Origin of the sequence: Dickeya chrysanthemi NCPPB 402 (assembly GCF_000406105.1) — a bacterium.
Classification (GTDB): Bacteria; Pseudomonadota; Gammaproteobacteria; order Enterobacterales; family Enterobacteriaceae; genus Dickeya; species Dickeya chrysanthemi.
Genome location: NZ_CM001974.1, coordinates 3376055 through 3400705, shown reverse-complemented (window position 1 = coordinate 3400705; position 24651 = coordinate 3376055). Strand labels below are relative to the sequence as shown.

The 24651-nt window shown below is 56.1% G+C and carries 21 protein-coding genes and 1 pseudogene; 7 read left to right on the top strand and 15 right to left on the bottom strand.

Going from position 1 to position 24651, the window contains the following annotated elements; all coding sequences use genetic code 11:
- Window positions 1-5: 5 nt before the first annotated feature.
- Window positions 6-644 carry a multifunctional acyl-CoA thioesterase I/protease I/lysophospholipase L1 gene (gene tesA / locus DCH402_RS14935; protein WP_050583373.1) on the bottom strand — a complete coding sequence of 213 codons (639 nt, stop codon included), beginning with the start codon at window positions 642-644 and terminating at the stop codon, window positions 6-8.
- Here tesA and ybbA point away from each other — a divergent pair.
- Window positions 615-1301 carry a putative ABC transporter ATP-binding protein YbbA gene (gene ybbA / locus DCH402_RS14930; RefSeq protein ID WP_040001990.1) on the top strand — a complete coding sequence of 229 codons (687 nt, stop codon included), beginning with the start codon at window positions 615-617 and terminating at the stop codon, window positions 1299-1301. The two genes, tesA and ybbA, sit on opposite strands and share 30 nt — an antisense overlap.
- Window positions 1298-3729 (top strand): annotated as a pseudogene (gene ybbP / locus DCH402_RS14925) (putative ABC transporter permease subunit YbbP). The gene ybbA and the pseudogene ybbP overlap by 4 nt, the downstream one beginning before the upstream one ends.
- 95 nt (window positions 3730-3824) lie before the next feature.
- Here the strand turns inward: ybbP and DCH402_RS14920 are convergent.
- The 10 genes from DCH402_RS14920 to purM form a co-directional block, all read right to left on the bottom strand.
- Window positions 3825-5990 (bottom strand): TonB-dependent siderophore receptor, encoded by a 2166-nt coding sequence (locus tag DCH402_RS14920; protein ID WP_040001989.1) that lies wholly within the window; start codon window positions 5988-5990, stop codon window positions 3825-3827.
- A complete protein-coding gene (locus DCH402_RS14915; protein ID WP_040001988.1) occupies window positions 5983-7092 on the bottom strand; it encodes an ABC transporter substrate-binding protein in 1110 nt (369 codons plus the stop codon). Before DCH402_RS14915 ends, DCH402_RS14920 begins: the two co-directional genes overlap by 8 nt.
- 181 nt (window positions 7093-7273) lie before the next feature.
- A complete protein-coding gene (locus DCH402_RS14910; RefSeq protein ID WP_081642171.1) occupies window positions 7274-8119 on the bottom strand; it encodes an amino acid ABC transporter permease in 846 nt (281 codons plus the stop codon).
- Complete coding sequence (locus DCH402_RS14905; RefSeq protein WP_040001985.1) at window positions 8119-8940, bottom strand: ABC transporter substrate-binding protein; 822 nt, start codon at window positions 8938-8940, stop codon at window positions 8119-8121. The genes DCH402_RS14910 and DCH402_RS14905 overlap by 1 nt, the downstream gene beginning before the upstream one ends.
- Window positions 8941-9189: 249 nt before the next feature.
- Window positions 9190-10200 carry a galactose/methyl galactoside ABC transporter permease MglC gene (mglC, locus tag DCH402_RS14900; RefSeq protein ID WP_040001984.1) on the bottom strand — a complete coding sequence of 337 codons (1011 nt, stop codon included), beginning with the start codon at window positions 10198-10200 and terminating at the stop codon, window positions 9190-9192.
- Between the two features lie 19 nt (window positions 10201-10219).
- The gene (gene mglA, locus DCH402_RS14895; protein WP_040001983.1) at window positions 10220-11740 is read right to left on the bottom strand and encodes a galactose/methyl galactoside ABC transporter ATP-binding protein MglA; all 1521 of its coding nucleotides are present in this window, start codon (window positions 11738-11740) and stop codon (window positions 10220-10222) included.
- 121 nt (window positions 11741-11861) lie between these two features.
- On the bottom strand, window positions 11862-12857 hold the full coding sequence (gene mglB / locus DCH402_RS14890) for a galactose/glucose ABC transporter substrate-binding protein MglB (RefSeq protein ID WP_040001982.1): 996 nt from the start codon (window positions 12855-12857) through the stop codon (window positions 11862-11864).
- 415 nt (window positions 12858-13272) lie between these two features.
- Window positions 13273-14271, bottom strand: coding sequence for an HTH-type transcriptional regulator GalS (gene galS / locus DCH402_RS14885; RefSeq protein WP_040001981.1), 999 nt, complete (start codon window positions 14269-14271; stop codon window positions 13273-13275).
- A gap of 256 nt (window positions 14272-14527) precedes the next feature.
- A complete protein-coding gene (gene purN / locus DCH402_RS14880) occupies window positions 14528-15166 on the bottom strand; it encodes a phosphoribosylglycinamide formyltransferase (protein WP_040001980.1) in 639 nt (212 codons plus the stop codon).
- A complete protein-coding gene (gene purM / locus DCH402_RS14875) occupies window positions 15166-16203 on the bottom strand; it encodes a phosphoribosylformylglycinamidine cyclo-ligase (RefSeq protein ID WP_040001979.1) in 1038 nt (345 codons plus the stop codon). The genes purN and purM overlap by 1 nt, the downstream gene beginning before the upstream one ends.
- 273 nt (window positions 16204-16476) lie before the next feature.
- Here purM and upp point away from each other — a divergent pair, with 273 nt between their 5' ends.
- The 3 genes from upp (at window position 16477) to hda (ending at window position 19400) form a co-directional block, all read left to right on the top strand.
- Window positions 16477-17103, top strand: coding sequence for a uracil phosphoribosyltransferase (upp, locus tag DCH402_RS14870; protein ID WP_040001978.1), 627 nt, complete (start codon window positions 16477-16479; stop codon window positions 17101-17103).
- 184 nt (window positions 17104-17287) lie between these two features.
- Window positions 17288-18577 carry a uracil permease gene (uraA, locus tag DCH402_RS14865; protein WP_040001977.1) on the top strand — a complete coding sequence of 430 codons (1290 nt, stop codon included), beginning with the start codon at window positions 17288-17290 and terminating at the stop codon, window positions 18575-18577.
- Window positions 18578-18692: 115 nt separating this feature from the next.
- The gene (gene hda / locus DCH402_RS14860) at window positions 18693-19400 is read left to right on the top strand and encodes a DnaA inactivator Hda (RefSeq protein WP_040001976.1); all 708 of its coding nucleotides are present in this window, start codon (window positions 18693-18695) and stop codon (window positions 19398-19400) included.
- A gap of 9 nt (window positions 19401-19409) precedes the next feature.
- On the opposite strand, the gene arsC is transcribed toward hda, so the two are convergent.
- The 4 genes from arsC to DCH402_RS14840 form a co-directional block, all read right to left on the bottom strand.
- Complete coding sequence (gene arsC, locus DCH402_RS14855; protein WP_040001975.1) at window positions 19410-19766, bottom strand: arsenate reductase (glutaredoxin); 357 nt, start codon at window positions 19764-19766, stop codon at window positions 19410-19412.
- Between the two features lie 14 nt (window positions 19767-19780).
- On the bottom strand, window positions 19781-21244 hold the full coding sequence (gene bepA / locus DCH402_RS14850; RefSeq protein ID WP_040001974.1) for a beta-barrel assembly-enhancing protease: 1464 nt from the start codon (window positions 21242-21244) through the stop codon (window positions 19781-19783).
- A gap of 176 nt (window positions 21245-21420) precedes the next feature.
- Complete coding sequence (gene bcp / locus DCH402_RS14845; RefSeq protein WP_040001973.1) at window positions 21421-21888, bottom strand: thioredoxin-dependent thiol peroxidase; 468 nt, start codon at window positions 21886-21888, stop codon at window positions 21421-21423.
- A gap of 2 nt (window positions 21889-21890) precedes the next feature.
- Entirely contained in the window at window positions 21891-22460 is a 570-nt protein-coding gene (locus DCH402_RS14840) for a glycine cleavage system transcriptional repressor (protein ID WP_040001972.1), read from the bottom strand.
- A 147-nt stretch (window positions 22461-22607) separates the two neighbouring features.
- Here DCH402_RS14840 and dapA point away from each other — a divergent pair, with 147 nt between their 5' ends.
- Window positions 22608-23486 carry a 4-hydroxy-tetrahydrodipicolinate synthase gene (gene dapA / locus DCH402_RS14835; RefSeq protein ID WP_040001971.1) on the top strand — a complete coding sequence of 293 codons (879 nt, stop codon included), beginning with the start codon at window positions 22608-22610 and terminating at the stop codon, window positions 23484-23486.
- A 16-nt stretch (window positions 23487-23502) separates the two neighbouring features.
- On the top strand, window positions 23503-24543 hold the full coding sequence (gene bamC / locus DCH402_RS14830; RefSeq protein ID WP_040001970.1) for an outer membrane protein assembly factor BamC: 1041 nt from the start codon (window positions 23503-23505) through the stop codon (window positions 24541-24543).
- The last annotated feature ends 108 nt before the right edge of the window (window positions 24544-24651 follow it).

Genomic DNA, 24651 nt, shown 5'->3' with positions numbered 1-24651 from the left:
TCGACTCAGTGCTGGTTAATAATCGGGTCGAGCTGTTTTGCCATCCATTCGGCGATAAACGGCTGGGCGTCACGGGTGGGATGGATACCGTCATCCTGCATCCATTCCGGTTTGAGATAAACCTGTTCCATGAAAAACGGCAACAGCGGAATACTAAACGTACCGGCGAGGCGTGGATAAACCGCGCTGAACGACTCGGTATAGCGCCGCCCGTAGTTGGCTGGTAAGCGAACTTGCATCAGCAACGGCTGGGCTCCGGCTGTTTTGATCTGGCTAATGACGCCGGCGAGATCCCGTTCTACGTTTTGTGGCGGGAACCCACGCAAGCCGTCATTGCCGCCGAGTTCGACCAACACCCAGCGCGGCTGGTGTTGCTTGAGTAAAGCGGGAAGGCGAGCCAGACCTTGCGTTGCGGTGTCGCCGCTGATACTGGCGTTCACCACCCGAACCGGAACGGCGGGCGAGCGGGACTGCCAGGAGGCATCCAACAACGCCGGCCAGGCCTGATTTGCCGCCATGCGATAGCCTGCGCTCAGGCTGTCGCCCAGCAACAACAGGGTGTCTGACGCGAAGGCGCGCAGACTGAACAGGCCCCAAAATAGAAGGATAACGACATGCCTGCGGAAAACATTCTTGAAGTTCATCATCTTGGTAAGCACGTTGGTCAGGGGGAAAATCAGCTCTCCATCCTCACCGGAGTTGAGCTGGTTGTCAAACCTGCTCAGACCATTGCGCTGGTCGGCGAGTCCGGCTCGGGGAAATCCACCCTGTTGGGGATTTTGGCCGGGCTGGATGACGGCAGCAGCGGGCAGGTGTCGTTGCTTGGTCAGCGGCTGGACCGGCTGGATGAAGAGGGCCGGGCCGCGTTGCGGGCGCAGGACGTGGGGTTTGTGTTCCAGTCTTTTATGCTGGTGCCGACGCTGACCGCGCTGGAGAACGTGCAACTGCCGGCGTTGCTGCGTGGTGAAAGCGATCGTCAGAGCCGTCAGCATGCGGAGCAACTGTTGCAGCAACTCGGTCTGGGGGCGCGGTTACACCATTTACCCGCCCAGCTTTCCGGCGGCGAGCAGCAACGTGTGGCGCTGGCGCGCGCATTCAGCGGGCGCCCACGGGTGCTGTTTGCCGATGAGCCGACCGGTAATCTCGACCGGCAGACCGGTGAGCGCATTGCTAACCTGTTGTTTTCCCTTAATCGCGATTTTGCCACTACCCTGATTCTGGTGACGCATGATGAGCAACTGGCTGCGCGTTGTGAGCGTTGTCTGCGGCTGCGCGACGGTAAATTGTGGGAGGATGCATGATCTGGCGTTGGTTTTGGCGGGAATGGCGCTCGCCGTCGCTGCTGATTGTCTGGCTGGCGTTAACGTTGTCGGTCGCCTGCGTGCTGGCGCTCGGCTCTATCAGCGATCGCATGGATAAAGGGCTAAGCCAGCAGAGTCGGGATTTTCTGGCCGGTGATCGTGTGCTGCGGGCTTCCCGCCCGATAGATGCACAGTGGTTGCAGCAGGCGCAGCAATTAGGGCTGACGCAGAGCCGGCAGGTGTCATTCATGACCATGACTTACGCGGGCGACAACGCGCAACTGGCGCAGGTCAAAGCCACCGACGAGCGTTATCCGCTGTATGGCGAGTTGAAAACCCAGCCAGCCGGATTACGGGTTGCGCCGGGTTCCGTACTGGCAGCACCTCGACTGCTGGCTTTGCTGGGGTTGAAGGTCGGCGATCGGCTGGATGTCGGTGATACCACCTTGGCCATTGCCGGGGAACTGGTGCAGGAGCCGGATGCCGGATTTAACCCGTTCGAGACGGCACCGCGGGTGCTGATGAACCTGGCGGATGTGGAGAAAACCGGCGCGATTCAACCCGGCGGGCGTATTACCTGGCGCTATATGTTTGCCGGTGCGCCGTCGCAAATCGACCGCTTTAGCGAGGTGATTACCCCGCAGTTAAAGCCGGATCAACGCTGGTACGGCATGGCGGATTCGCAAAGCGCGTTGGGTAAATCGTTGCAGCGCTCGCAACAATTTTTATTGCTGTCGGCGTTGCTGACGCTATTGCTGTCGGTGGCGGCGGTAGCGGTAGCGATGGGGCATTACTGCCGCAGTCGTTACGATCTGGTGGCGGTGCTCAAAACGTTGGGGGCCGGGCGTCAGGCGCTGCGCCGGTTGATTATCGGGCAGTGGCTATCGGTGCTGGCGTTGTCGGCATTGTGCGGCAGCCTGCTGGGGACTGGCTTTGAAGCGTTGCTGATACGGGCTCTTGCTCCGGTGCTGCCCGGTGAATTACCTGTTGCCGGATTATGGCCGTGGGCGTGGGCGCTGGGAACGCTGGTGTTGATTTCGCTGCTGGTCGGGATACGTCCTTACCGGCAACTGCTGGCGACTCAGCCGCTGCGGGTGTTGCGTCAGGATGTGGTGGCGAATGTCTGGCCGTTGCGTTACTACCTGCCGGTGGTAGCGACGGTGGTGATCGGTTTACTGGTGGTGATGTCCGGCGGCGGTGCGTTGTTATGGTCACTGTTGGGGGGGATGTTGGCGTTGTCGTTGCTGTTGGGCGGCATTGGTTGGGGCGGCTTGTTATTACTGCGCCGTCTGACGCTGAAAACATTGGCATTGCGTCTTGCGACTAACCGCTTATTACGCCAGCCGTGGGTCACCTTGGGCCAACTGGCGGCATTTTCGCTGTCTTTCATGTTGTTGGCGTTATTGCTGTTGTTGCGCGGCGATTTGCTGGATCGCTGGCAGCAGCAGTTACCGCCGGGTAGCCCTAATTACTTTGTACTGAATATCAGTGCCGATCAGGTGCCGCAGGTCACGGATTTTCTGGCGCAACATCAGGTCAAACCGGAAACTTTTTACCCGATTATTCGTGCCCGTCTGACGGAAATTAATGGGCTGCGTGCCACCGATCTGATACGTGAAGATGATCCCGGCGGCGAAACCGTCAACCGGGAACTGAATCTGACCTGGCTGGCTCAGCGGCCGGAGCATAATCCGCTGGTGGCGGGGCAATGGCCGCCGAAAGCGGGCGAAGTGTCGATAGAGCAAGGGGTGGCGCAGCGCCTTGGGGTGAAAATCGGCGATACGTTGATGTTTACCGGCGATACCCAACCGTTTCAGGCGACGGTCAGCAGCTTGCGACAGGTGGATTGGGAAAGCTTGCGGCCGAATTTCTTTTTATTTTTCCACCGGGTTCGCTGGATAGCCAGCCACAATCGTGGCTAACCAGTTTCCGCTATGACGGCGGCGATACGTTGGTAACCCAATTAAACCGACAGTTTCCAACGTTGACGGTGCTGGATGTCGGCGCCATTTTGAAGCAGATCGGCACGGTGTTGCAGCAGGTGGGGTTAGCGCTGGAGGTGATGGTGGTGCTGGTGCTGTTCTGCGGCGCACTGTTGTTGCTGGCGCAGATTCAGGTCGGTATGCGTCAACGCCGCCAGGAACTGATGGTGTATCGCACATTGGGGGCAAGCCGCCGGTTGTTGCGCGCCACGCTATGGTGGGAATTCGCGGTACTGGGGTTATCCGCCGGTATAGCGGCGGCGCTGGGCGCGGAAGCGGCGCTGTGGCTGCTGCAGCGCAAGGTGTTTGATTTTCCGTGGCAGCCGAACCTGTGGCTGTGGGGCGGGTTGCCGGTCATGGCGGCGTTGCTGTTGTCGCTGTACGGCAGTTGGCTGGGCTTGCGTCTGTTGCGCGGCAATGCGTTGTTTCGGCGTTATCACGCCTGAGGTTGATGTTATTGCCTCTCGGCTGGATGACGCTGAGGTTGCCGTGCTCCAATACTCACCGCGCGGTCTGGGTAAAGACCGCGCGGTGTCGTTGATTAAAAATCGACGCTGGCGCGCAACACCACTTCACGCGGGTCGCCAATCGAAACATATTGGCTACTGCCGCTGGAAGGGTAGTAGGTCTTGTCGAACAGGTTTTTGATGTTCAGTTGCCACTTCACTTTGTAACCGTTGATCGGCACGTTATAGGCGACAAAGGCATCCGCTACGGTGTAGTCGTCAAGGAAGAAGCTGTTGGCGGCATCGCCGGGGCGACGGCCGACATAGCGAGCGCCGATACCTGCGCGCAGGTCATCGCCGGCGTGCAGGCCCATCGTGCCGAAGTCATTGGTCAGGAACAATGAGGCGGTATGGCGCGCCACGTTGCCCATTTCATTGCCCTGGTTCGTCGGGTCTGCGGTAACGCGGGCATCGGTAAAGGCATAGGAACCGATCAGGCTCAGGTTATCGGTCAGCTTGCCGGCCACATCCACCTCCACCCCTTGCGAACGTACTTTGCCGGCAGTGCGGGTCACGGTTTCGCTTACGCCGTTGATGGTCTGAAGTTCATCTACCATCACGTTACGCTTTTGAATATCGAACAACGCCAGGTTGGCGGTAATGCGATTAGGGAGATCCAGTTTGGCGCCGACCTCGTAGGAGCGCCCGACTTCCGGCTCCATCGCTTCTCCTATCGGTTTATTGATGGCGGAGTTAGGCTTGAAGGATTCACTGTAGCTGGTGTACAACGAGGCGTAAGAGGTGAGGTTGTACACGACGCCTGCACGCGGCACCACCCGGCTGTCGGACCTGTCGGTATTGGTCACGAAGGGGCGCCCTTTGCCCGACATCACATCAAAGCGGTCATAGCGTACGCCGCCCAACAGCATCCAATGTTCGTCCAGTCGTATGGCGTCCTGCATGAAAATGCCGGTGCTATCGACGTCTTCTTTCTGGTCGCTCTCGGTGGCAAGAACAGAGTTGGAAGCCGGGAAAAGGCCATATACCGGATTATAAACGTTGAAACTGCTGTTGGTTCTGCCGCGGATCATATTACCGCGATGGGTACGGTCAGCCTCGTGGTCGAAACCGAACAGCAACTGGTGGTTGACGCCACCCCAGTCGGTATCGCCATTCAGCGTCAGTTGCACGTTCTGCGATTGACTGTGCGCGTCCTGGGTCGCATCGGCCCGGCGCGTCAGGAATCCGGTATTGGGGTTTAGCGACATGGCGCGAGCCTGATTGTCGTTATAGGTATTGCGGCTGTAGGCGTAATTCAGTTTGGTTTTCCAGCGATCGTTGATGGTGTTTTCCATCTGGAACGTCAGCGTGTCCTGATCGCCGCGGGTGGCGTTGTAGGCTTCGTCAAACCGGCGTTCACGCGGTGTGGCGACCGGCTTGCCGGTGCGGCTATCGATTACCGTGCCGCGATCGAACGGCGTCAGGTATTCCATATGCTCGTAAGCAACGCGCACAGTGGTGCTGTCGCCATACCACATCAGCGACGGCGCAATCGTCGTCTGGCGATTACGACCGAAGTTGCGCCAGTAGTCGGTTTCATCGTGATCGACGATCATGCGATAAGCCAGGCCGGAGGTACTGAGCGGGCCGGTGATATCTAACTGGCCGCCGCCGCCGTTAAAGCTGCTGTTCCAGCCTTCGATATGGGTTTTCTGCACCAGTTCCGGCTTTTTGCTGATGATGTTGATCATGCCGCCGGGTTCGCCCCAGCCATACAGCATGGACGCCGGGCCTTTCAATACTTCTACCCGTTCGGTGGTCGGCGTAACGTTGCGCGCCTGAATAGAGCGCACGCCGTCACGCAGGATCGAACCGTCGCGGTTATCGCCGAAACCGCGCTTCATCACCGCATCCTGCGTTCCGCCCAACGTGTTGGCCTGGGTGATGCCGCTGACGTTGTATAACGCGTCGTCAAGACTTCTTACCGCCTGATCTTCCAGTACCTGTTGCGGCACTATATTGACGGCTTGCGGGATATCCAGCAGGCGGCTATCGGTGCGGGTGCCGGTTACGGCGCTGTGCGGTTGGTAGCCGGTTTCTCTGGCGCTGCCGGCAGACGGGCTGGCATTCACCACCAAGGTATCTTCCTGCTTGTTGGTATTTGGGGTGGCGTTGCTCTCGGTTGATGCGGCGGCAGCCTGAAGGCTGAACGGCAGCAAAGCCAGTAGCGGCCAGCCTTTTTGCCGGTGACGGTTATTCATGTGTTAACTGACTCCAATAGGTCCCTGAAAAATCAATCGGTAAAAACTGTTGATAGAGTTGTTGTAAGGTTTGCTGCGGGTCGATATCGCTAAACAGCGTTGGATAAAGGGCTTTGGCGAACATTTCTACCATCACCACGTGATAAGGGCTGAGATAAAAGTTGTGCCACATACTCCAGGCACGGCCGCTGCCGACGGCGCTCAGGTGGGAGAGTAGCGGTTCCTGCATTAACAAGGTACGTAAGCTGTCGCCGGCCTGACGAGGCGTCACGTCCGGGCCGAGCATCAGATCGGACAGGCGTTTGCCGTCTGGCCCGGCCATCCCGGTGGCGATGTAGACATCCGGTCTGGCCGCCAGAGCCTGTTCCGGGCTTAGCTCGCCATAGACGCCTTTCACTTTGCCGGCGGCGATGTTCTCACCGCCGGCGAAGGCCAGCAGTTCGCCGAGATTACCGTTGACGGCAGTGGTACAGCAGGTATCCCGACGCCCAAGATGCAGATGCAGCATCACCGTGGTTTTGCGGCCCTGATACTGGGCTATCCGCGTTTTGACAACGTCCATATGGCGTTGGTAAAACGCGATAAAGGCATCGGCGCGTGACTGTCGGTTGAGCACATCGCCGAGCAGGCGCAGGCTGGGCAGGGTATTTTTCAGCAGTTCGATGCGCAGATCGATATAGAGATAAGGAATACCCGCCTGCGTTAATGCTTGCTGGATACTCTGTTCGTTGTCGGCGCCTTTGGCCAGACGAGGCAGAATAACCAAATCCGGTTTTAGCGGCAGCAGCATTTCCGCGTTGACGCTATTGAGATTGCCGTTACCTAACTGCGGGATACGGGCAATATCCGGGAATTTGGCGGTATAACGGCCCCAGCTTTGTGCATCGTAGCGAGCCAGATCACCAGGCCACCCCACCACGCGCTGTGCCGGGTTGTCCGGTTCCAGCAAAGCCAGCGTATACAGCATACGGCTTTCGCCCAGTACAATACGTTGCGGATTATCCGGAATGACGACCTGACGGCCGGTAATGTCGGTAACGGTTTTGGCCTGCGCCAGTGGGGTAAGGCATAGCATGGCGAAGAGGAGAAAAACGATGCGCATTATTCTTTTCTCATAAAATTAAGGCAGAAAAAATAATAATAATTATTTTTGTTTGCAACGAAAAAGCGGTGAGAAAGGGAGACGAAAAAGAAAAAGCCCTGATATTTCACAGGGCTGGCGCAGATTATGTAAATAATTAAAGTCGCCGTTACGGCATGGCGAACGTGGCGCTAAAGGGCGTTCAGGACGAGGTTTTACTCTCGTGGTGCTCGTAGCCGCGGCCAAAACGGCGTTCCAGTCGGCCTTGCAGCAATTCCAGCCCGATGGACAGCAACCAATAAATTACCGCGGCGGTGGTGAGCATTTCCATGTAGTGATAGGTACTGCGGCCGTAAGACTGCGCCAGAAAGTTCAGTTCCCATAACCCCATCAGCGACACCAGCGACGAATCTTTGATCATCGAAATGAACTGCGAACCGGCGGGCGGAATAATGATGCGCAGCGCCTGCGGCGCCACCACGTGGGTGGTAATGACCCAGCGTGACAGTCCCAGCGCCATCGCCGCCTCTTTCTGACCACGAGGCACCGCGAGTACGCCGCTGCGGATAGTTTCCGCCAGATAGGCGCCGTAATTTAACGACAGCGCGATGATACCGGACGTAAAGGCGCTCATGACGATACCGACCTGCGGCAGCGCGAGGTAGATGATCAACACTTGCACCAGCAGCGGTGTGCCGCGAAACAGTGAGACGTAAAACGTCGCGCAGCCGAATGCAATGGCACTGGAAGAGAGCCGGCCTGCCGCGGTGATGACCGCCAGCAGGATGCAAAACAGCATGGAAATCACCGTGATGACGACGCTCAGTACCGCTCCCTGAATGAAGCCGTCCGGCGAGAGGTGCATCCCCAACATGGACGGCAGTTTCTGCCGGATCAGACCGGTATCCAGGTCCATAAACGAAAACAGCCACAGCAGCAGGCTGAGCAGCACCAGCCAGGTCAGGCCGGCGCGCAGACGAAAACCCAATCCGGCGCGCTCAGGCGCCGGCGGCATGTGTGACGAGTTTTCAGCAGACGATCGCGACATTACGGGGTGACCCCGGTGATGTCTTCACCAAACCATTTCATCGAGATAGCTTTCAGCGTGCCGTCGGCGCGCAGCGCGGAGATGGCGTCGGCCAGCGTTTTGCTCCATTCCGGATCGCCTTTGTCGACGGCAATCCAGTTCGGTTCGGCATACAGTTGCTGCAAAATACGCAACTGTGGCAGCTTCTCGATACGCGGTTTGGCGGTAATGCGATCGGAAATGACCGCATCCAACCGTTTACCCGGGCCGAGCGCCAGATTACGGAACGCCATGTCTTCGTCGGTGGGCACCGCCTGCACGTGGTCAAACGGGAAGTCGATCGGCTTACCGCCGGGGATCGCCAGACTTTTATTGAGGTAATTCTCATAGCTGGACCCCAGCCCCAACCCGACTTTCTTGTTGCTCAGGTCGGCGGCGGATTGGATGTTCTTCTCATCCTTATGGACGATCAGTACGGCAAAAGTGCTGTAATAGGGCGTGCTGAAATCGAGTACTTTGGCGCGCTCTGCATTGGGGGTCATAGAACAGATGCACATGTCCCAACGGCCTTGCCATTTTCCGCCGACAATAGTTTCCCAGCCGGGGGTTGCCAGTTCCAGCCTGGTTCCCAGTTTCTTCGCAACGGCGTTGGCGACGTCGACATCGAAACCGACCAACTGGTTTTTATCGTCCAGATAACTGAATGGCGGGTAGTCATTGAACAGAACGTTGCGAACGACACCGGTTTGTTTAACCCGGTCCAGCGTGCTGCCGGCCTGCGCGGCGCTGAGCATAAAACAGGCGCTCAGGGCGAGCGCCGTCAGTGCGAGAAGTTTTTTCATTTATTTTCCCTACAAGCTAGCGTCATAACGGACAACGCGGGGAAAAGGCAGCCGCGTACCGTGTGGAAATCTACAAAAGCGTTATTTTATAGCAGCCGGGCGCGTGTGCAAAATAAGGTCTTCGTCGGGCTATCCGGCGGCGGGGTGTAAGCCCGTCGATAACCCGGATTTCGCCACGTATTACTGCGCGTTAAAAAAAGAAAAACCTGCCACCGGGGTGGCAGGTAGAGAAGGTGATGCATGCACGCGTTATTTTTTGCGGGCGTATTTCAGGGAGTCCAGCGCAACGGCGAAAATAATGATGCCGCCTTTGATGATGTACTGCCAGTAAGGGCTGACGCCGATGTAGGTCAGGCCGTAGTTGATGAGGGTGAAGATGATAACCCCGGTCACGACGCCGGCCACCGTACCCACGCCGCCGGCAAAGGATACGCCGCCGACCACGCACGCGGCGATGGCGTCGAGTTCGTACATAAAGCCCAGGTTGTTGGTAGCACTGCCGATACGGCCGGCTTCCAGCATACCGCCGAAGGCATAGAACACACCGGACAACATGTACACCAGAATCAGGTTCAGCGATACGTTGACGCCGGACACTTTGGCCGCTTCCGGGTTGCCGCCGATAGCGAAAATGTTTTTACCAAAACGGGTTTTATTCCACAAAATCCACACGAACAGTGACGCAATCGCGGCATAGAACGTGATGTAGGACAGTTTGAAGTCGCCGAGGCGCACAAAGCCCTGCGTGAAGGTAGAGAAACGTTCGTCAAAGCCGGCAATCGGCGATGCGCCGACGATGTCGTAATACAGGGAGTTGATACCGTAAACGATGATCATCGTACCCAATGTGGTGATGAACGGCGTCACTTTCAGGTAGGCGATGATAATACCGTTGACCAGACCGATCAGCGCGCCGATAGCACAGACGATCAGGATGACCAGCGGGATCGGCATGGTTTCCAGATGCGGGAACACTTTGTTGCTGTTGTCCATCGCCTGCAGCAGTGTGGCCGCGACCACGGCGGCGAGGCCGACCTGACGCCCCGCCGACAGGTCGGTACCCTGGGTGACGATAAGCCCGGCCACGCCGAGTGCGATAATGACGCGCACCGAAGACTGGGTAAGAATGTTACTCAGGTTAGTGAGGCTGAGGAAGGTGGGATCCTGGATAATAATAATCACCAGCAATACCAGCAGTACGGCGTAAATGCCACTGTCTTTCAGCCAGGTGAGCGCACTTTTTGTTGTTGTAGCTTTCATGGTAACAGCCCTTACATCATTAAAGGTGTAACGACGCTAAACGGAGAATTTCGTTCTGCGTGGTGTTCTTGGTTTCGACAATGCCTGCGACGAGGCCATTACTCATCACCAGAATGCGGTCGGTGATGCCCAGCAATTCCGGCATTTCGGATGAAATGATGATGATTCCTTTGCCTTTTTTCGCCAGTTCTGAAATCAACTGATAAATCTCGAATTTGGCGCCCACGTCGATGCCGCGGGTCGGCTCATCCAACATCAGAATTTCCGGCTGGGTCAGCAGCCAGCGTCCGATGATGACTTTCTGCTGGTTACCGCCGGATAACGAGCCGATGGCGGTGTGGTGTCCAGGGGTTTTTACCCGCATGGAATCAATGACCCACTGCACATCGCTTTTCATGCGCTTGTTATCCAGCAGGCCGAGACTGTTCTTGTATTTGTGGATATTGGAAATCAGCGAGTTGAAGCCGACATCCAGATAGGCATAGATACCGGTGGAACGACGCTCTTCGGTGACCAGCGCAAAACCGTTGTTGATCGCCTCGTTGGCGGTATGGTTGTTGATGTCTTTGCCATGCAGTTTGATGGTGCCGCTGAGTTTTTCACGGATACCGAACAGGGTTTCGACGATATCGGTGCGTTTGGCGCCGACCAGACCGGCAATACCCAGAATCTCCCCCTCGCGCAGGTCAAACGACACGTCGCGGATCGAGGGCTGGCGCATTGAGGTCAAACCGCGTACTTCCAGCATGACGTCGCCGGGGGTGTTGGTTTTGTCCGGAAAGCGTTGATTGAGGGAGCGGCCGACCATCATGGCGATGATCTGGTCCATATTCAGGCCATCCAACGGTTGGGTGGCAACCCACTGACCATCACGCAATACGGTGATTTCATCACACAGCTGGAAGATCTCTTCCATTTTGTGGGAGATGTAAACAATGCCGCAGCCCCGGTCTTTCAGTTTACGGATGATAGTGAACAGATGGTTCACCTCTTTTTCCGTCAGTGACGAGGTGGGCTCGTCCATGATGACGATTTTGGCATTGTAGGAGAATGCTTTGGCGATTTCGATCATCTGCATCTGCGACACCGACAACACCGCGACTTTATCGCGCGGGTCGATATCGATATCCAGTTCATCGAAAATGGCTTTGGTGTCGCGATACATTTTTTCCTGATCGACGAACAACCCTTTTTTGGGATAACGGCCGAGCCACATGTTATCCATAACCGAACGTTGCAAAACCAGGTTCAACTCCTGGTGCACCATGGATACACCATTCTCCAGCGCTTCTTTCGCGCTTTTGAAATCGATTTCCTGCCCCTGGAATTGAATGCTGCCTGAATCTTTCTGATAAATGCCGAACAGACATTTCAGTAGAGTCGATTTTCCTGCGCCGTTTTCTCCCATCAGAGCATGGATGGAGTGGGGGCGCACCTTCAGGTTGACATTATCCAATGCCTTTACACCGGGAAACGACTTACTGATATTGGTCATCTCCAGCAGGAATTCGCGCTGAGTGGTTAGAGTGTCACTGGTCATATTTTACCTGGTCGAAATAAGTACCTGGCTGAAACGTTGCCAGACTGAATATGACTGCCTGGCTGAGAAAATCATTCGCTCAAACAGTAGAGGGCGCAGCGGTTGCTGCGCCCCGATGAGATTACTTCGTGAATTGCGCCAGATTGTCTTTATCAACCGGCACGTAAGGCACGCGAACCACCTTGTTTTCAATTTTGAAGCTGGTGCCTTCACCCGCCGGTTTGCCCAGCGCCAGATTCTTCGCCAGGTCAATCGTGGCCTTGGCTTGGTTGTCGGCGTCATTCAGCACAGTACCGGCCAGTGCGCCGGATTTAACCAGCGACAGCGCTTCCGGCAGGGCGTCAACGCCGAATACCGGAATGCTGCTCTTGTTGTGGGCTTTCAGCGCTTCGACTGCACCCATCGCCATTGCGTCATTGTTGGCGATCAGCACTTCAATCTTGTTGGCGTTAGGGCCGGACATCCAGGCGTCAACCTTGTCTTTGGCCATCGCGGTATCCCACATGGCGGTGTCCATCTGCAACTGCTGGACTTTCGCCCCTTCTTTGGTCAGGGTGTCTACCACATATTTGGTACGGGCTTCGGCATCCGGATGACCCGGCTCGCCTTTCAGCAGCGCGTACTGAATAGTGCCGTCTTTATTCAGATCCCAGGAGGCGTTCGCTTTCCAGTGTTTGGCGATCAACTGGCCCTGAATGATGCCGGACTCTTTGGAATCGGTACCGACGTAGTAGGCTTTATCGTAGCTGGCCAGAACTTTCGCATTCGGTTCTTTGTTGAAGAACACCACCGGCACGTCGGCGGCTTTCGCTTTCTGCACCACGATGGCGGCAGCAGCCGGGTCAACCAGGTTGATAGCCAACGCTTTCACACCTTTAGCCAGCAGCACGTCTACCTGATCGTTCTGTTTGGATTGGTCGTTCTGCGAGTCGTTCATCAGCAGTTCAACGCCACCCAGGGCCTTGGCTTCTTTTTCAATATCCTTGCGCACCATCGACATGAAGTTGTCGTCGTATTTGTAGATAGTGACGCCGATACGGGTATCCGCGGCATGGGCGGTAGCTCCGAACATCATGCTGGCAACCAGGGCGGTGAGAGTGAAAACCTTCTTATTCATGATATCTCCGGGTTTATGCAGGGTAGTTCTCAGTCCGGCCGCACAACGCAAGGTAGACGTAGTACGGCAGTCAGTTAGTCGTCATCAGTGGCGGGTAACGCCAGCCTGATGGAGTTTGCAGGCATGGCCCGCTTAAAAGCCTGACTTCCCTGTTTTCAGACAATGCTCGCTGGTTTGGCGACGTTGCCTGGTAATACATCCTGAAACAAACAACATGCTGAAACCGATATTGTGAACGTTTTCGCCAAGGCGGCCGCCCAGCTAATTGACTGATTAGCTGCCGTATTACAAGGCGTCCGGCCTACGCAGTACGCCCTCATCATAGAGAGCGCAATGTTAATTAACTGTGAATTTACTCACAAATTGAAAGCGGTTACATGGATGATTTGAAAGAATTAGTGACCGCTTCCACATTTTAGCGCGTGGCCACCGAATGCCGCCGTACCAGCGTCGGCATGAAACAGTGTCTGGCCGTTGGATCCAGCAGGCCGGCCGCCCCTTTCAACGCTAGCTCCGTAGCGATTTTCGCCATAGAAATAATAGGGTAGCGGATGGTGGTCAGGCGTGGATCGGTGTAACGGGAAATAGGGATATCGTCGAAACCGATCACCGAAAACCGCTCCGGCACCGGAATGCCATTATCTTTTAGCGCCATCAGCGCGCCGGCCGCCATGCCGTCGTTGTAGGCGAACACGGCGGTCAACTGCTGGTTACGCCCCAGCAGTTCCACCATCGCCGCTTCACCGCCTTGCAGGTCGGGCTCGCCGCCGGCTACCCACTCGTCGGGGGCTTCGATACCGTGTTCCTGCAATGCCTGTCGCCAGCCGGTGAGTCGTTCCGTTACGTCTTCTATCGGGTGGCTGGAGCGGAGATAACCAATGCGCTGATGCCCTTGCTGCAACAACATGCGGGTCGCCATCATGGCGCCGCTGACGTTGTCCAGACAGACGCAGCGGTGCGGGTAATCTGGCAGCAGCCGGTTGATCAGCACCATGCCGGGAACTTGATCCATAAACGCCGCTAATTCCTCGTCGGATAAGGCTTTGGCATGCACGATCAGCGCGTTGCAGCGCTGGCGTATCAGCACTTCAATAGCATGCCGTTCCTTTTCTTCCTGATGATAGGAATTGTTAATCAGTACATGCTTTTGCAGCCGCTGCGCCACCGTATCCACCGCTTTGACCATCGCGCCGAAGAACGGGTCCGACACGTCCATCACCACCACGCCGATAGTGTCGCTGACCTGCGATGCCAGCGCTTGCGCATTGGCATTCGGGCGATAGCCCAATTGCTCGACCGTTTGCAACACCAGCTCGCGCGTTTGCTGGGTGACCGCATTGTTGTTATTGAGCACACGGGAAACCGTGGCAATGGAAACGCCCGCCTGACGCGCGACATCACGGATGGTAATCATGCATACTCACCACAGAAGAAAAAGTTCACGGGGCGCCCTCTGACACTCAAGCTGTTCGGGCCTATTCTGTCAGGCGTTATGGAGAGACTGCGTGAGTCAGGTCACAGTGATGAAAGCGGTTACATACAATTCCGTAACCTTTGTGACGAAGGTCATTATCCAGAAAAAAAGAGATCGGCCCGGGATGGACGCGTTATGAACAGATGAGCGGAATAACGCCCCGGTAATGCGATGCGCCGGGGCGAGAGGGTGGTCTTTATTCGGCGGCGTAACCGCCGGGAGGAACAACCTCGCCGTCGAGCCAGGCTTGATGGTCGCGCAACGCCAAACGTCCGGCCAGAAACCAACCGACGACCAGCGGATAGATGCTGTGCTCCTGCGTTTGCACCCGTTCCTGAATATCCTGCTCGGTATCACCGGGGAAAATCGGCACTCTGGCTTGCAAGATAACCGGGCCGCCGTCCAGTTCTTCGGTCACGAAGTGTACCGACGTGCCGTGCTCGCTGTCGCCGTTTTCCAGCGCCTTGCGATGGGTGTGCAGACCGGGATACTTCGGCAGCAGCGACGGGTGGATATTCAGCATTTTGCCGAGGAAACGAGCGACGAATCCGGCGCTGAGGATACGCATGTATCCGGCCAGCAGCACCACATCGGGTTGATATTTCTCGATTTCGATTGCCAGCGCCTCATCAAAATCGGCTCGGCTGGCGTAATCGCCGGGCAGCAACGCATGGGTAGCGATGCCGGCGTCACGGGCGCGTTCCAACCCGAACGCATCGGGATTGTTACTCAGCACCGCAGTGATTCGCCCGGCAAGACGTCCATGCTGGCAGGCGTCAATCAACGCCTGCAGATTACTCCCCTGACCAGAAATCAGGACGACGATGTTTTTCATCACTGAATGACCACGGTTTCTCCGCCGTCGGTGCGGGTAATGACACCGATTTTCCAGGCGGTTTCACCATTGCCGTTGAGGTGTTCGATGGCTTTATCCGCCAGGTCGGCCGGCAGAGCAATGATCATGCCTACGCCGCAGTTAAACGTGCGGTACATTTCGTGGCGGCTGACGTTGCCGTTTTGCTGCAACCATTGGAATACCGGCGGCCACTGCCAGCTGGATTCATCAATGGTCGCCTGCATACCTTCCGGCAGTACGCGCGGAATGTTTTCCCAGAAGCCGCCGCCGGTCAGGTGGGAAATGGCGTGTACGTCCACATTTTCGATCAGCGACAGCACGGATTTAACGTAGATTTTAGTCGGCGACAGCAGATGGTCAGCCAGCGGTTTGCCATCCAGTTGCACCTGTTCCGGATTAGCACCACTCACTTCAAGAATTTTGCGAATCAGCGAGTAACCGTTGGAGTGCGGGCCGCTGGAGGCCAGTGCGATCAACGCGTCGCCTTCGCGTACTTTGCTGCCGTCGATAATCTCGGCTTTCTCGACCACGCCGACGCAGAAACCGGCTACGTCGTAATCGTCGCCGTGGTACATGCCGGGCATTTCAGCGGTTTCGCCGCCGACCAGCGCACAGCCGGATTGTTTGCAGCCTTCGGCGATACCGGTGATAACGCGAGCTGCGGTGTCCACATCCAGCTTACCGGTGGCGTAATAATCCAGGAAGAACAGCGGCTCGGCGCCTTGTACCACCAGGTCGTTGACGCACATCGCCACCAGGTCGATACCAATCGTATCGTGACGTTGCAGGTCCATCGCCAGACGCAGTTTAGTACCCACCCCATCGGTACCGGAAACCAGTACCGGTTCGCGGTATTTTTGCGGTAAGGCGCACAGGGCACCGAAACCGCCCAATCCACCCATAACTTCCGGGCGACGGGTCTGTTTCACTACACCTTTGATACGGTCTACCAATGCATTGCCAGCATCAATATCCACGCCTGCGTCTTTATAGCTGAGAGAGGTTTTATCGGTCACTGCGGAAGTCCCCACGGAGGTTACGATTGGTTTAAAAAATGGAGCGCGCTAATTCTAGCAGCGTAAGCAAACGTTTGCGAGCGGTGTCTTTCGCCTGTGGCGGTTTCGTCGGCACAGGGCGACGGCCGTTGTCGGCGGGGTAGCGGATTGACGGCGATAATTTCCGTTTTTGCTTGATTTGGATCAGACTTGAATCTATGGCGTACATTTGAAAAAGCGGTATAATCCCGCGATTTTTTTGGCCGTCCACTGCCGATGGGGAGTAAAAAAGTAATGAAAATCGTCGAGGTGAAACACCCGCTCGTCAAACATAAACTAGGTCTGATGCGCGAGCACGATATCAGTACCAAGCGTTTCCGTGAACTGGCGTCTGAAGTCGGCAGTCTGCTGACATACGAAGCCACCGCCGATCTGGCGACGGAAAAAGTGACCATCGAAGGCTGGTGCGGTTCGGTTGAAGTCGACCAAATCAAAGGTAAAAAAATTACCGTCGTACCGATTCTGCGTGCCGGCCTCGGCATGATGGAAGGGGTGCTGGAAAACGTACCGAGTGCGCGCATCAGCGTGGTGGGGATGTACCGCGACGAAAAAACGCTGGAGCCGGTGCCCTATTTTCAGAAGCTGGCGTCCAATATTGATGAGCGTATGGCGCTGGTCGTTGACCCGATGCTGGCGACCGGCGGGTCGATGATTGCCACTATCGATCTGCTGAAGAAAGCGGGTTGCCGCAGCATCAAGGTGCTGGTACTGGTGGCGGCGCCGGAAGGTATCGCCGCGCTGGAAAAAGCGCACCCGGATGTGGAGCTGTATACCGCGTCGATCGACAAGGGCCTCAATGAACACGGCTACATTATGCCGGGCCTGGGCGATGCAGGCGACAAGCTGTTTGGTACCAAGTGATAGCCGGCCGACTGTAGAGTCGGCTTTTTTTTTGCGTATGAACCGCCCGTTTCTGACTTAACGGATTGTCCCTGCGCATTCCACGGATGGCGAGATTTTTTCAGCGTCGATGGAAAGTGGTCGACGCTGAACTTTCTGCCGGGGTTCCCGGTATTTTTCAGTCTGAGACACAGAGGAAAACACGATGACTCGTCGCGCCATCGGCGTCAGTGAACGCCCCCCGCTTTTGCAAACGATACCGCTGAGTTTCCAGCATCTGTTCGCGATGTTCGGCGCCACCGTACTGGTGCCGATCCTGTTCAAGATCAATCCGGCGACGGTACTGCTGTTCAACGGTATTGGTACGCTGTTCTATCTGTTTATCTGTAAAGGAAAAATCCCGGCGTATCTGGGGTCCAGTTTTGCGTTTCTTTCGCCGGTATTTTTGCTGTTGCCGCAGGGATATGAAGTGGCGCTGGGCGGTTTTATTCTGTGTGGCGCGCTGTTTTGTCTGGTGGCGTTGCTGGTGAAAAAAGTCGGAACCGGCTGGCTGAACGTGATTTTCCCGCCGGCGGCGATGGGCGCGATTGTGGCGGTGATCGGGCTGGAGCTGGCGGGCGTGGCGGCCAACATGGCAGGGCTGCTGCCGGCTACGGGGACGGAGATGGACGGCAAAACCGTCACCGTCTCGCTGGTGACGTTGGTGGTCACGGTGCTGGGTTCCGTCTTGTTCCGTGGTTTTCTGGCGATTATTCCGATCCTGATCGGGGTTCTGGTGGGGTATGCGCTCTCTTTCGCGATGGGCATGGTGGATTTGACGCCGATCGTTCAGGCGCACTGGTTCGCCTTGCCGACTTTTTATACGCCGCGCTTTGAGTGGGTGGCGATGTTGACGGTGTTGCCGGCCGCACTGGTGGTGGTGGCCGAGCACATTGGTCATCTGGTGGTGACCGCCAATATCGTGAAGAAGGATTTGATGCGCGAACCGGGTCTGCACCGTTCGTTGTTCGCCAACGGCGTCTCTACCATGTTGTCCGGTTTCTTTGGTTCCACCCCGAACACGACATATGGCGAGAATATCGGCGTGCTGGCGATCACCAGGGTTTACAGTACCTGGGTTATTGGCGGGGCGGCGGTGATTGCGATTCTGCTCTCCTGCGTCGGTAAGCTGGCGGCGGCAATCCAGGCGGTGCCGGTTCCGGTGATGGGCGGCGTGTCGCTGCTGCTGTACGGCGTTATCGCCGCATCCGGTATTCGGGTGTTGATTGAATCCAAAGTGGATTACAACAAGGCGCAGAACCTGATCCTGACGTCAGTGATCCTGATCATTGGCGTCAGCGGCGCGAAGATCCATCTGGGTGCGGTCGAACTGAAAGGGATGGCGCTGGCCACCGTGGTTGGGGTCATTCTGAGTGTGGTGTTCCGCGTTATCAGCCTGTTCAACAAGGAGGAAGAGGTGATTGATGCGGCGGATGAGCGAACTTCCGCACAATAATTTACCGGCCCGTCGGCATGTTGGCGGGCAATGCGGCGAACCGGCGGTCTGCCGGTTCAATCGCAAAAGGTTTCTATGCTAAACTTGTCCCGTTTTCCTGCCTGTTTGGTTTGAGGTGCTTCTGAACACACCGGCACAGTTATCATTGCCACTCTACTTACCCGATGACGAAACTTTCGCCAGTTTCTATCCGGGAGAAAACACGTCTCTGCTGGCTGCCATTCACACGACGCTGGATCAGGAACACGGCAGCTACATCTATTTTTGGTCACGCGAAGGCGGTGGACGTAGCCACTTGTTGCATGCCGCCTGTGCAGAGTTATCGCGTCTCGGCCGTGCGGTCGGTTATGTCCCGCTGGATAAACGCGCCTATTTCGTTCCGGATGTGTTGGAAGGCATGGAACAGCTGGCGTTGGTGTGCATCGATAATATTGAGTCGATAGCCGGCGACGAGGTGTGGGAAATGGCGCTGTTTAATCTCTACAACCGTATTCAGGAAGGCGGGCGCACCCGGCTGCTGATCACCGGCGATCGTCCGCCGCGTCAGATCAATCTGCAACTGGCTGATTTGGCCTCGCGTCTTGATTGGGGGCAGATCTACCGGCTGCAGCCGCTGTCGGATCAAGAGAAGGGCGAAGCGCTACAGCTACGCGCCCGGTTGCGCGGTTTTGAATTGCCGGAAGACGTTAGCCGTTTTCTGCTGAAACGGCTGGATCGGGAAATGCGTACCCTGTTTATGACGCTGGACCAACTGGACCGCGCCTCCATTACAGCACAGCGTAAACTGACGATTCCTTTCGTCAAAGAGATCCTCGGGCTGTAATCCGGCCCGTCACAGAATATCCAGCACTTGCTCCGGCGGGCGGCCGAGTTTAGCGCGGCCGTTGGCAATCACAATCGGGCGTTCAATCAGTTTCGGGTGAGTGACCATCGCTTCGATTAATTGAGCCTCGGTCAGGTTGTCGTCGTCCAGATTCAACTCCCGGTACAGATCATCTTTGCGGCGCATCAGCTCGCGCGCGCCGGCAAACCCCAACTGTGTTATCAACTGGCTGAGCGTAGCGGCATCCGGCGGCGTGTCCAGATACAACACCACTTGCGGTTCTATGCCTTGTTGCTGCAGCAAGGCCAGCGTTTCACGGCTCTTGGAACAGCGCGGATTATGATAAATGGTTACCGATTGACTCATTCCTTTCACCTTTTTCAAGATTTTTCATAAGGATGGAAACGTTGCTGTAGCGCACGAAGCTGATCGATGCGGGCATCGTAGCGGGCCTGATCGAGACTGCCGAGCTTACTTTGCGAGCTGGCGTTGCTCAGCAAGCGAATAGCTTGATCCAGCTTCCCGGTCAGCGCCAGGCTTTCCGCCCGTGACGCCAGTTCTTCGCTGCGCATATTCTGTGCGGCACAAGCCTGCGCCAGTAAATCCCAGCCGTTTGAATCGTCGGGATGGGCGTATGTGTATTTACGCAGAATGCGGATAGCATCGGCCGACTTGCGGCTTTCCACCATCGCATTCGCCAGATTGAGCTGCAACACCGGGTTGTCTTGCGCATCCGGCACTTTCTGCAAACGGGCGGCGGCCTGGTCGGCGCGCTGTTGGCCGATATCGATATCGGTCATCAAATCAAGAAACCAGGGGTTTGACGGCGACTTATCCAGTAACGGCTGGAGCGTGGCGCGTGCGTCATCGTATTTCTTGGCCTGATAAGCGCGAATGGCGCGCCCATATTGCGCCGCCTGTTGCTCACGTGCGTTGCCTTTAGCCCAATTATCCAGTAGCGCGGCGCCGTACGGGTTGTCTTGTGAACCATACATCCCCAATACGCGCGCCTTGGCGAACAAAAAATCTTGCGAAGAGTGCACCGGCGTCGATTTCATCTGGTTGGCGCGATTGCGGGCGTCCGACAGCCGGCTTTCCGGCAACGGGTGCGTCAGCAGCATCTCCGGTGGTTTGGTGGCGTAACGCGAGGCGTCTGCCAGCCGTTGCAGGAAATTAGGCATTGCCTGCGGGTCGAACCCGGCGCGTTGCAGTACCTGAATCCCGATGCGATCCGCTTCCTGTTCATTGGATTGGGTAAAACTGATGACGCTTTGCTGCGCCCCTGCCAGCGTCCCGCTGAGTGCGGCAAAACCTGCCTGTGGGTTGGCCATCGCCAGTAGCAATGAGCCGAATGCGCCGGCCCAGGCCAGAGGCGCGCTGGCTTTCTGCGCTTCCATCGCGCGAGCCAGATGGCGCTGAGTGACGTGGGATATTTCGTGCGCCAGTATCGAGGACAGCTCGCTTTCATTTTCTACATGACGGAATAGCCCGGAATGCAGCACCACATTGCCGCCGAAGAAGGCGAAGGCGTTGATTTCGTCGTTATTAACCAGGAAGAAATGGAACGGCGTACGCACGGAGTCGGCGGATTTAACCAGCCGTCCCCCCAACTGATTGATGTATTGCAACAGCAGCGGGTCATTAATCAACGGTGCGCCTGCGCGTAGCTGGCGCAGGTAAAAATCTCCCATCACCAGTTCCTGATTAATACTGAGCGTGCCGCCGGCGGTGGTGCCGATATCCGGCAGCGTGTCCTGGGTCGTGGCCGGGAATCCCTGAGGACTTGCGCTTAGCAGCGCGCCTGCCAGCATGGCAATGACCGTCTGTTTGAACCGAGAGGACATAACGAATACAACCTTTCGAACAGCCTGAAAGAATGGTCATCATCTTAGCCAGCGACGGCACACAATGAAACACGAACAGGGGAAAAAGGCGACTTAACAACGGAAAATGCGGTATGAAAAACGGTTTGCCGACGCATCGAATAACGCGTCGGCAATTAATCAGGCGTGGAAAAGCGTCAGGCGCCCTTCAGGTAATTCAGCACGATATCGTGGTGATTACTGGTTTTGAAATCATCGAAGACTTTTTCGATGTGACCTTCAGCATTGATCAGAAAACTAACGCGGTGAATGCCGTCATAGGTTTTTCCCATAAAGTTTTTTTCACCCCAGACGCCGAACTGTTCCGCTACCTGGTGATCTTCGTCGGCCAGCAGGGTAAAGTTCAGCAGTTCTTTTTCCGCAAAACGGGACAGTTTTTCCGGCTTATCGGTGCTTACCCCCAGAACCTCAACGCCGAATTTCTTCAGCTCGTCCATGTTATCGCGAAGCCCACAGGCTTGCACGGTGCAACCTGGCGTCATGGCCTTGGGATAGAAATACACCAACACCCGTTGTCCCTGGAAGTCGGCCAAATTAACTTGTTCGCCATCCTGGTCGGGCAAGCTAAATTTCGGTGCAATATCACCGGCTTTCAGTGTGGTCATCACTACTCTCCATCTTTCTCTTCGTGCTGTGGATAGTTCACAACGCTAATACTGCCTTGTGCGTGCAGTTCTGTACATAGCTGATAAAAGGCCGGCTCAATAATTGAACCCGCCAACGCCGCCGGGCTGTGCGCCGTAATCTGGATGTACAGTTGCGGCGGCATATCGCCATCGGCGGGGCGGGTTTTGGAGACCAGCTCAGCGATGTTCATTTGATGGGAATCGAACAGATCAGTAAAGCGTTCGATGATGTGTGGTGAGTCGGCAACATCCACTTTGACCCACACGGTAGCCGGCATCGGCGGGCGGGACTGCGATTCGGTACGTTTCATCACAATCAGCAAATCCAGTTCGGCGCCTTTCTGCGGCAGAGTAGACTCGATGAGCGTAATCGCGTTCCAACTGCCGGAGAGCAGCATGATAAAGGTGAACTCCGTGCCCAGCATCGCAAGTCGGCTATCTTCGATGTTGCAACCACAGCTACTAACGTGGCGGGTGATCGTATTGACGATACCGGGACGATCGGTCCCCAACGCGGTAATGACCAGATAGTGTTCTTGTGGGCGAGGCAAAATAGTGCTTCCTGTACAAAATGTTGGGAGTAACATGGTAAACATAAAAAAAACCACCTGCCAAGCGCTGACAACCGCGGTTGTAAGCTTGCTTTTGCATAGAAGTCAAAAGTACCATGAAGCACTTGTTTGTGGAGGGGATGGCCAATGTTTACGGGTAGTATTGTTGCTCTGGTTACGCCGATGGACGATAAAGGTGCCGTTGATCGTGCAAGCCTGAAAAAACTGATTGATTATCATGTCGCTAGCGGCACGTCCGCAATTGTGTCGGTGGGCACCACCGGCGAGTCCGCCACCTTGAGCCACGATGAGCATGGCGATGTGGTGATGCTGACGCTGGAATTAAGCGATGGCCGTATTCCGGTGATCGCCGGTACCGGCGCTAATTCGACTGCTGAGGCGATTTCCCTTACCCAGCGCTTCAACGGTACCGGCGTAGCCGGCTGTCTGACCGTGACGCCGTATTACAACAAACCGACTCAGCACGGTTTGTTCCTGCACTTTAAGGCGATTGCCGAACATACCGACCTGCCGCAGATCCTCTACAACGTGCCGTCTCGTACCGGTTGTGACATGTTGCCGGAAACCGTCGCCCGTCTGTCGGAAATCAAAAATATTGTCGCCATCAAGGAAGCGACCGGGAACTTAAGCCGGGTTAGCCAGATCCAAGAGCTGGTTCATGAAGATTTCATTTTGCTGAGCGGCGATGACGCCAGCTCGCTGGACTTTATGCAACTGGGCGGCAACGGCGTGATTTCCGTGACGGCCAACATCGCGGCCCGTGAAATGGCCTCGCTGTGCGAGCTGGCGGCACAAGGGAATTTCGTCGAAGCCCGCCGTCTGAATCAGCGCTTGATGCCGTTGCATCAGAAGCTGTTTGTTGAACCCAATCCGATTCCGGTGAAATGGGCCTGTAAGGCATTGGGATTGATGGCGACCGATACGCTTCGTCTGCCGATGACGCCGCTGACCGATGCCGGTCGCGACGTGATGGCGCAGGCTATGAAGCAGGCGGGTCTGCTGTAACCGTTAGGGAGATTTGATGAGTTCTTCATTGCAAAAGTCGATGGTGGCAAAGGTTGTCGGTGTTTCGCTGATCATGTTGCTGGCCGCCTGTACCAGCGATCAACGCTACAAGCGTCAGGTCAACGGCGATGAATCCTATCTGAAAACTCCTGATCACCGGGCGCTGGATGTGCCGCCCGGTTTGATTCTGCCGTTGCAGAATGGGGATTTCGATATTCCTCCGGTCAACCAGAATGGGCCGGTAGGCAAGGCGTTGGATATTCGTCCGCCGATGCAGCCATTGGCTTTGTTGAATGGTTCCCGCGGTCAGGTATCGGGTAATACCGCTACGCTGTTACTGGAAAATAATGCGCGCAACAGCAGTTTGTGGGCGGTGTTGACGCAGGTTATGCAGTCGAAAGGTTATACGATTGCCAGCCGTCAGGATGCCAGCCGGACGCTGACGACCGATTGGATCAACTGGAAGCGTGAAGATGAGGATGTGGCGCATCAGGCGCGTTATCAGGTGACTTTGCAGACGCAAGGGTATCAATTGGCGCTGAGCGTGAAGCTGCTGGATCTGCAGCAGAATACCAGCCCGGTGACAGATAGTAGCGAAACTCAGCGTTATACCGCGTTGATGCTCAATACCTTGTCGGACGAGCTGGATAAACGCCTGAACGATAATGACAGCGCGCAAGCTAGCCGCAACAGTCAGCAGCTGAATGTTCAGAGCGGCGCTGATGACTCCGGCCTGCCGTTGTTGGTGGTCCGCGGTTCCTACAATCAGGTATGGGACCGTCTGCCGAAGGCGCTGGAGAAGGTTGGCATGACCATTAGCGATCGCAGTCGCCCGCAAGGGTCGGTGTCTGTCAACTATAAAGCACCGGGCAGCAGCACCTGGAATGAACTGGGCGCGCGCGATCCGGAATTGCCGAACGGCGATTACAAACTGCAAGTCGGTGATTTGGGTAACCGCAGTACGCTGCAATTCATCGACTCAAAAGGACATACGCTAAGTCAGTCGCAAAATGATGCGCTGGTCGCCGTATTGCAGGCCGCGTTCAGCAAGTCGTAAAACGCAAAAGGGTCGGGTTCTCCGGCCCTTCTTCATTTAGTCATTAACGTGATGGATTTATAACGTGATGGATTTATCAACACGTTCAATTAACGGGCCCGGTGCGGG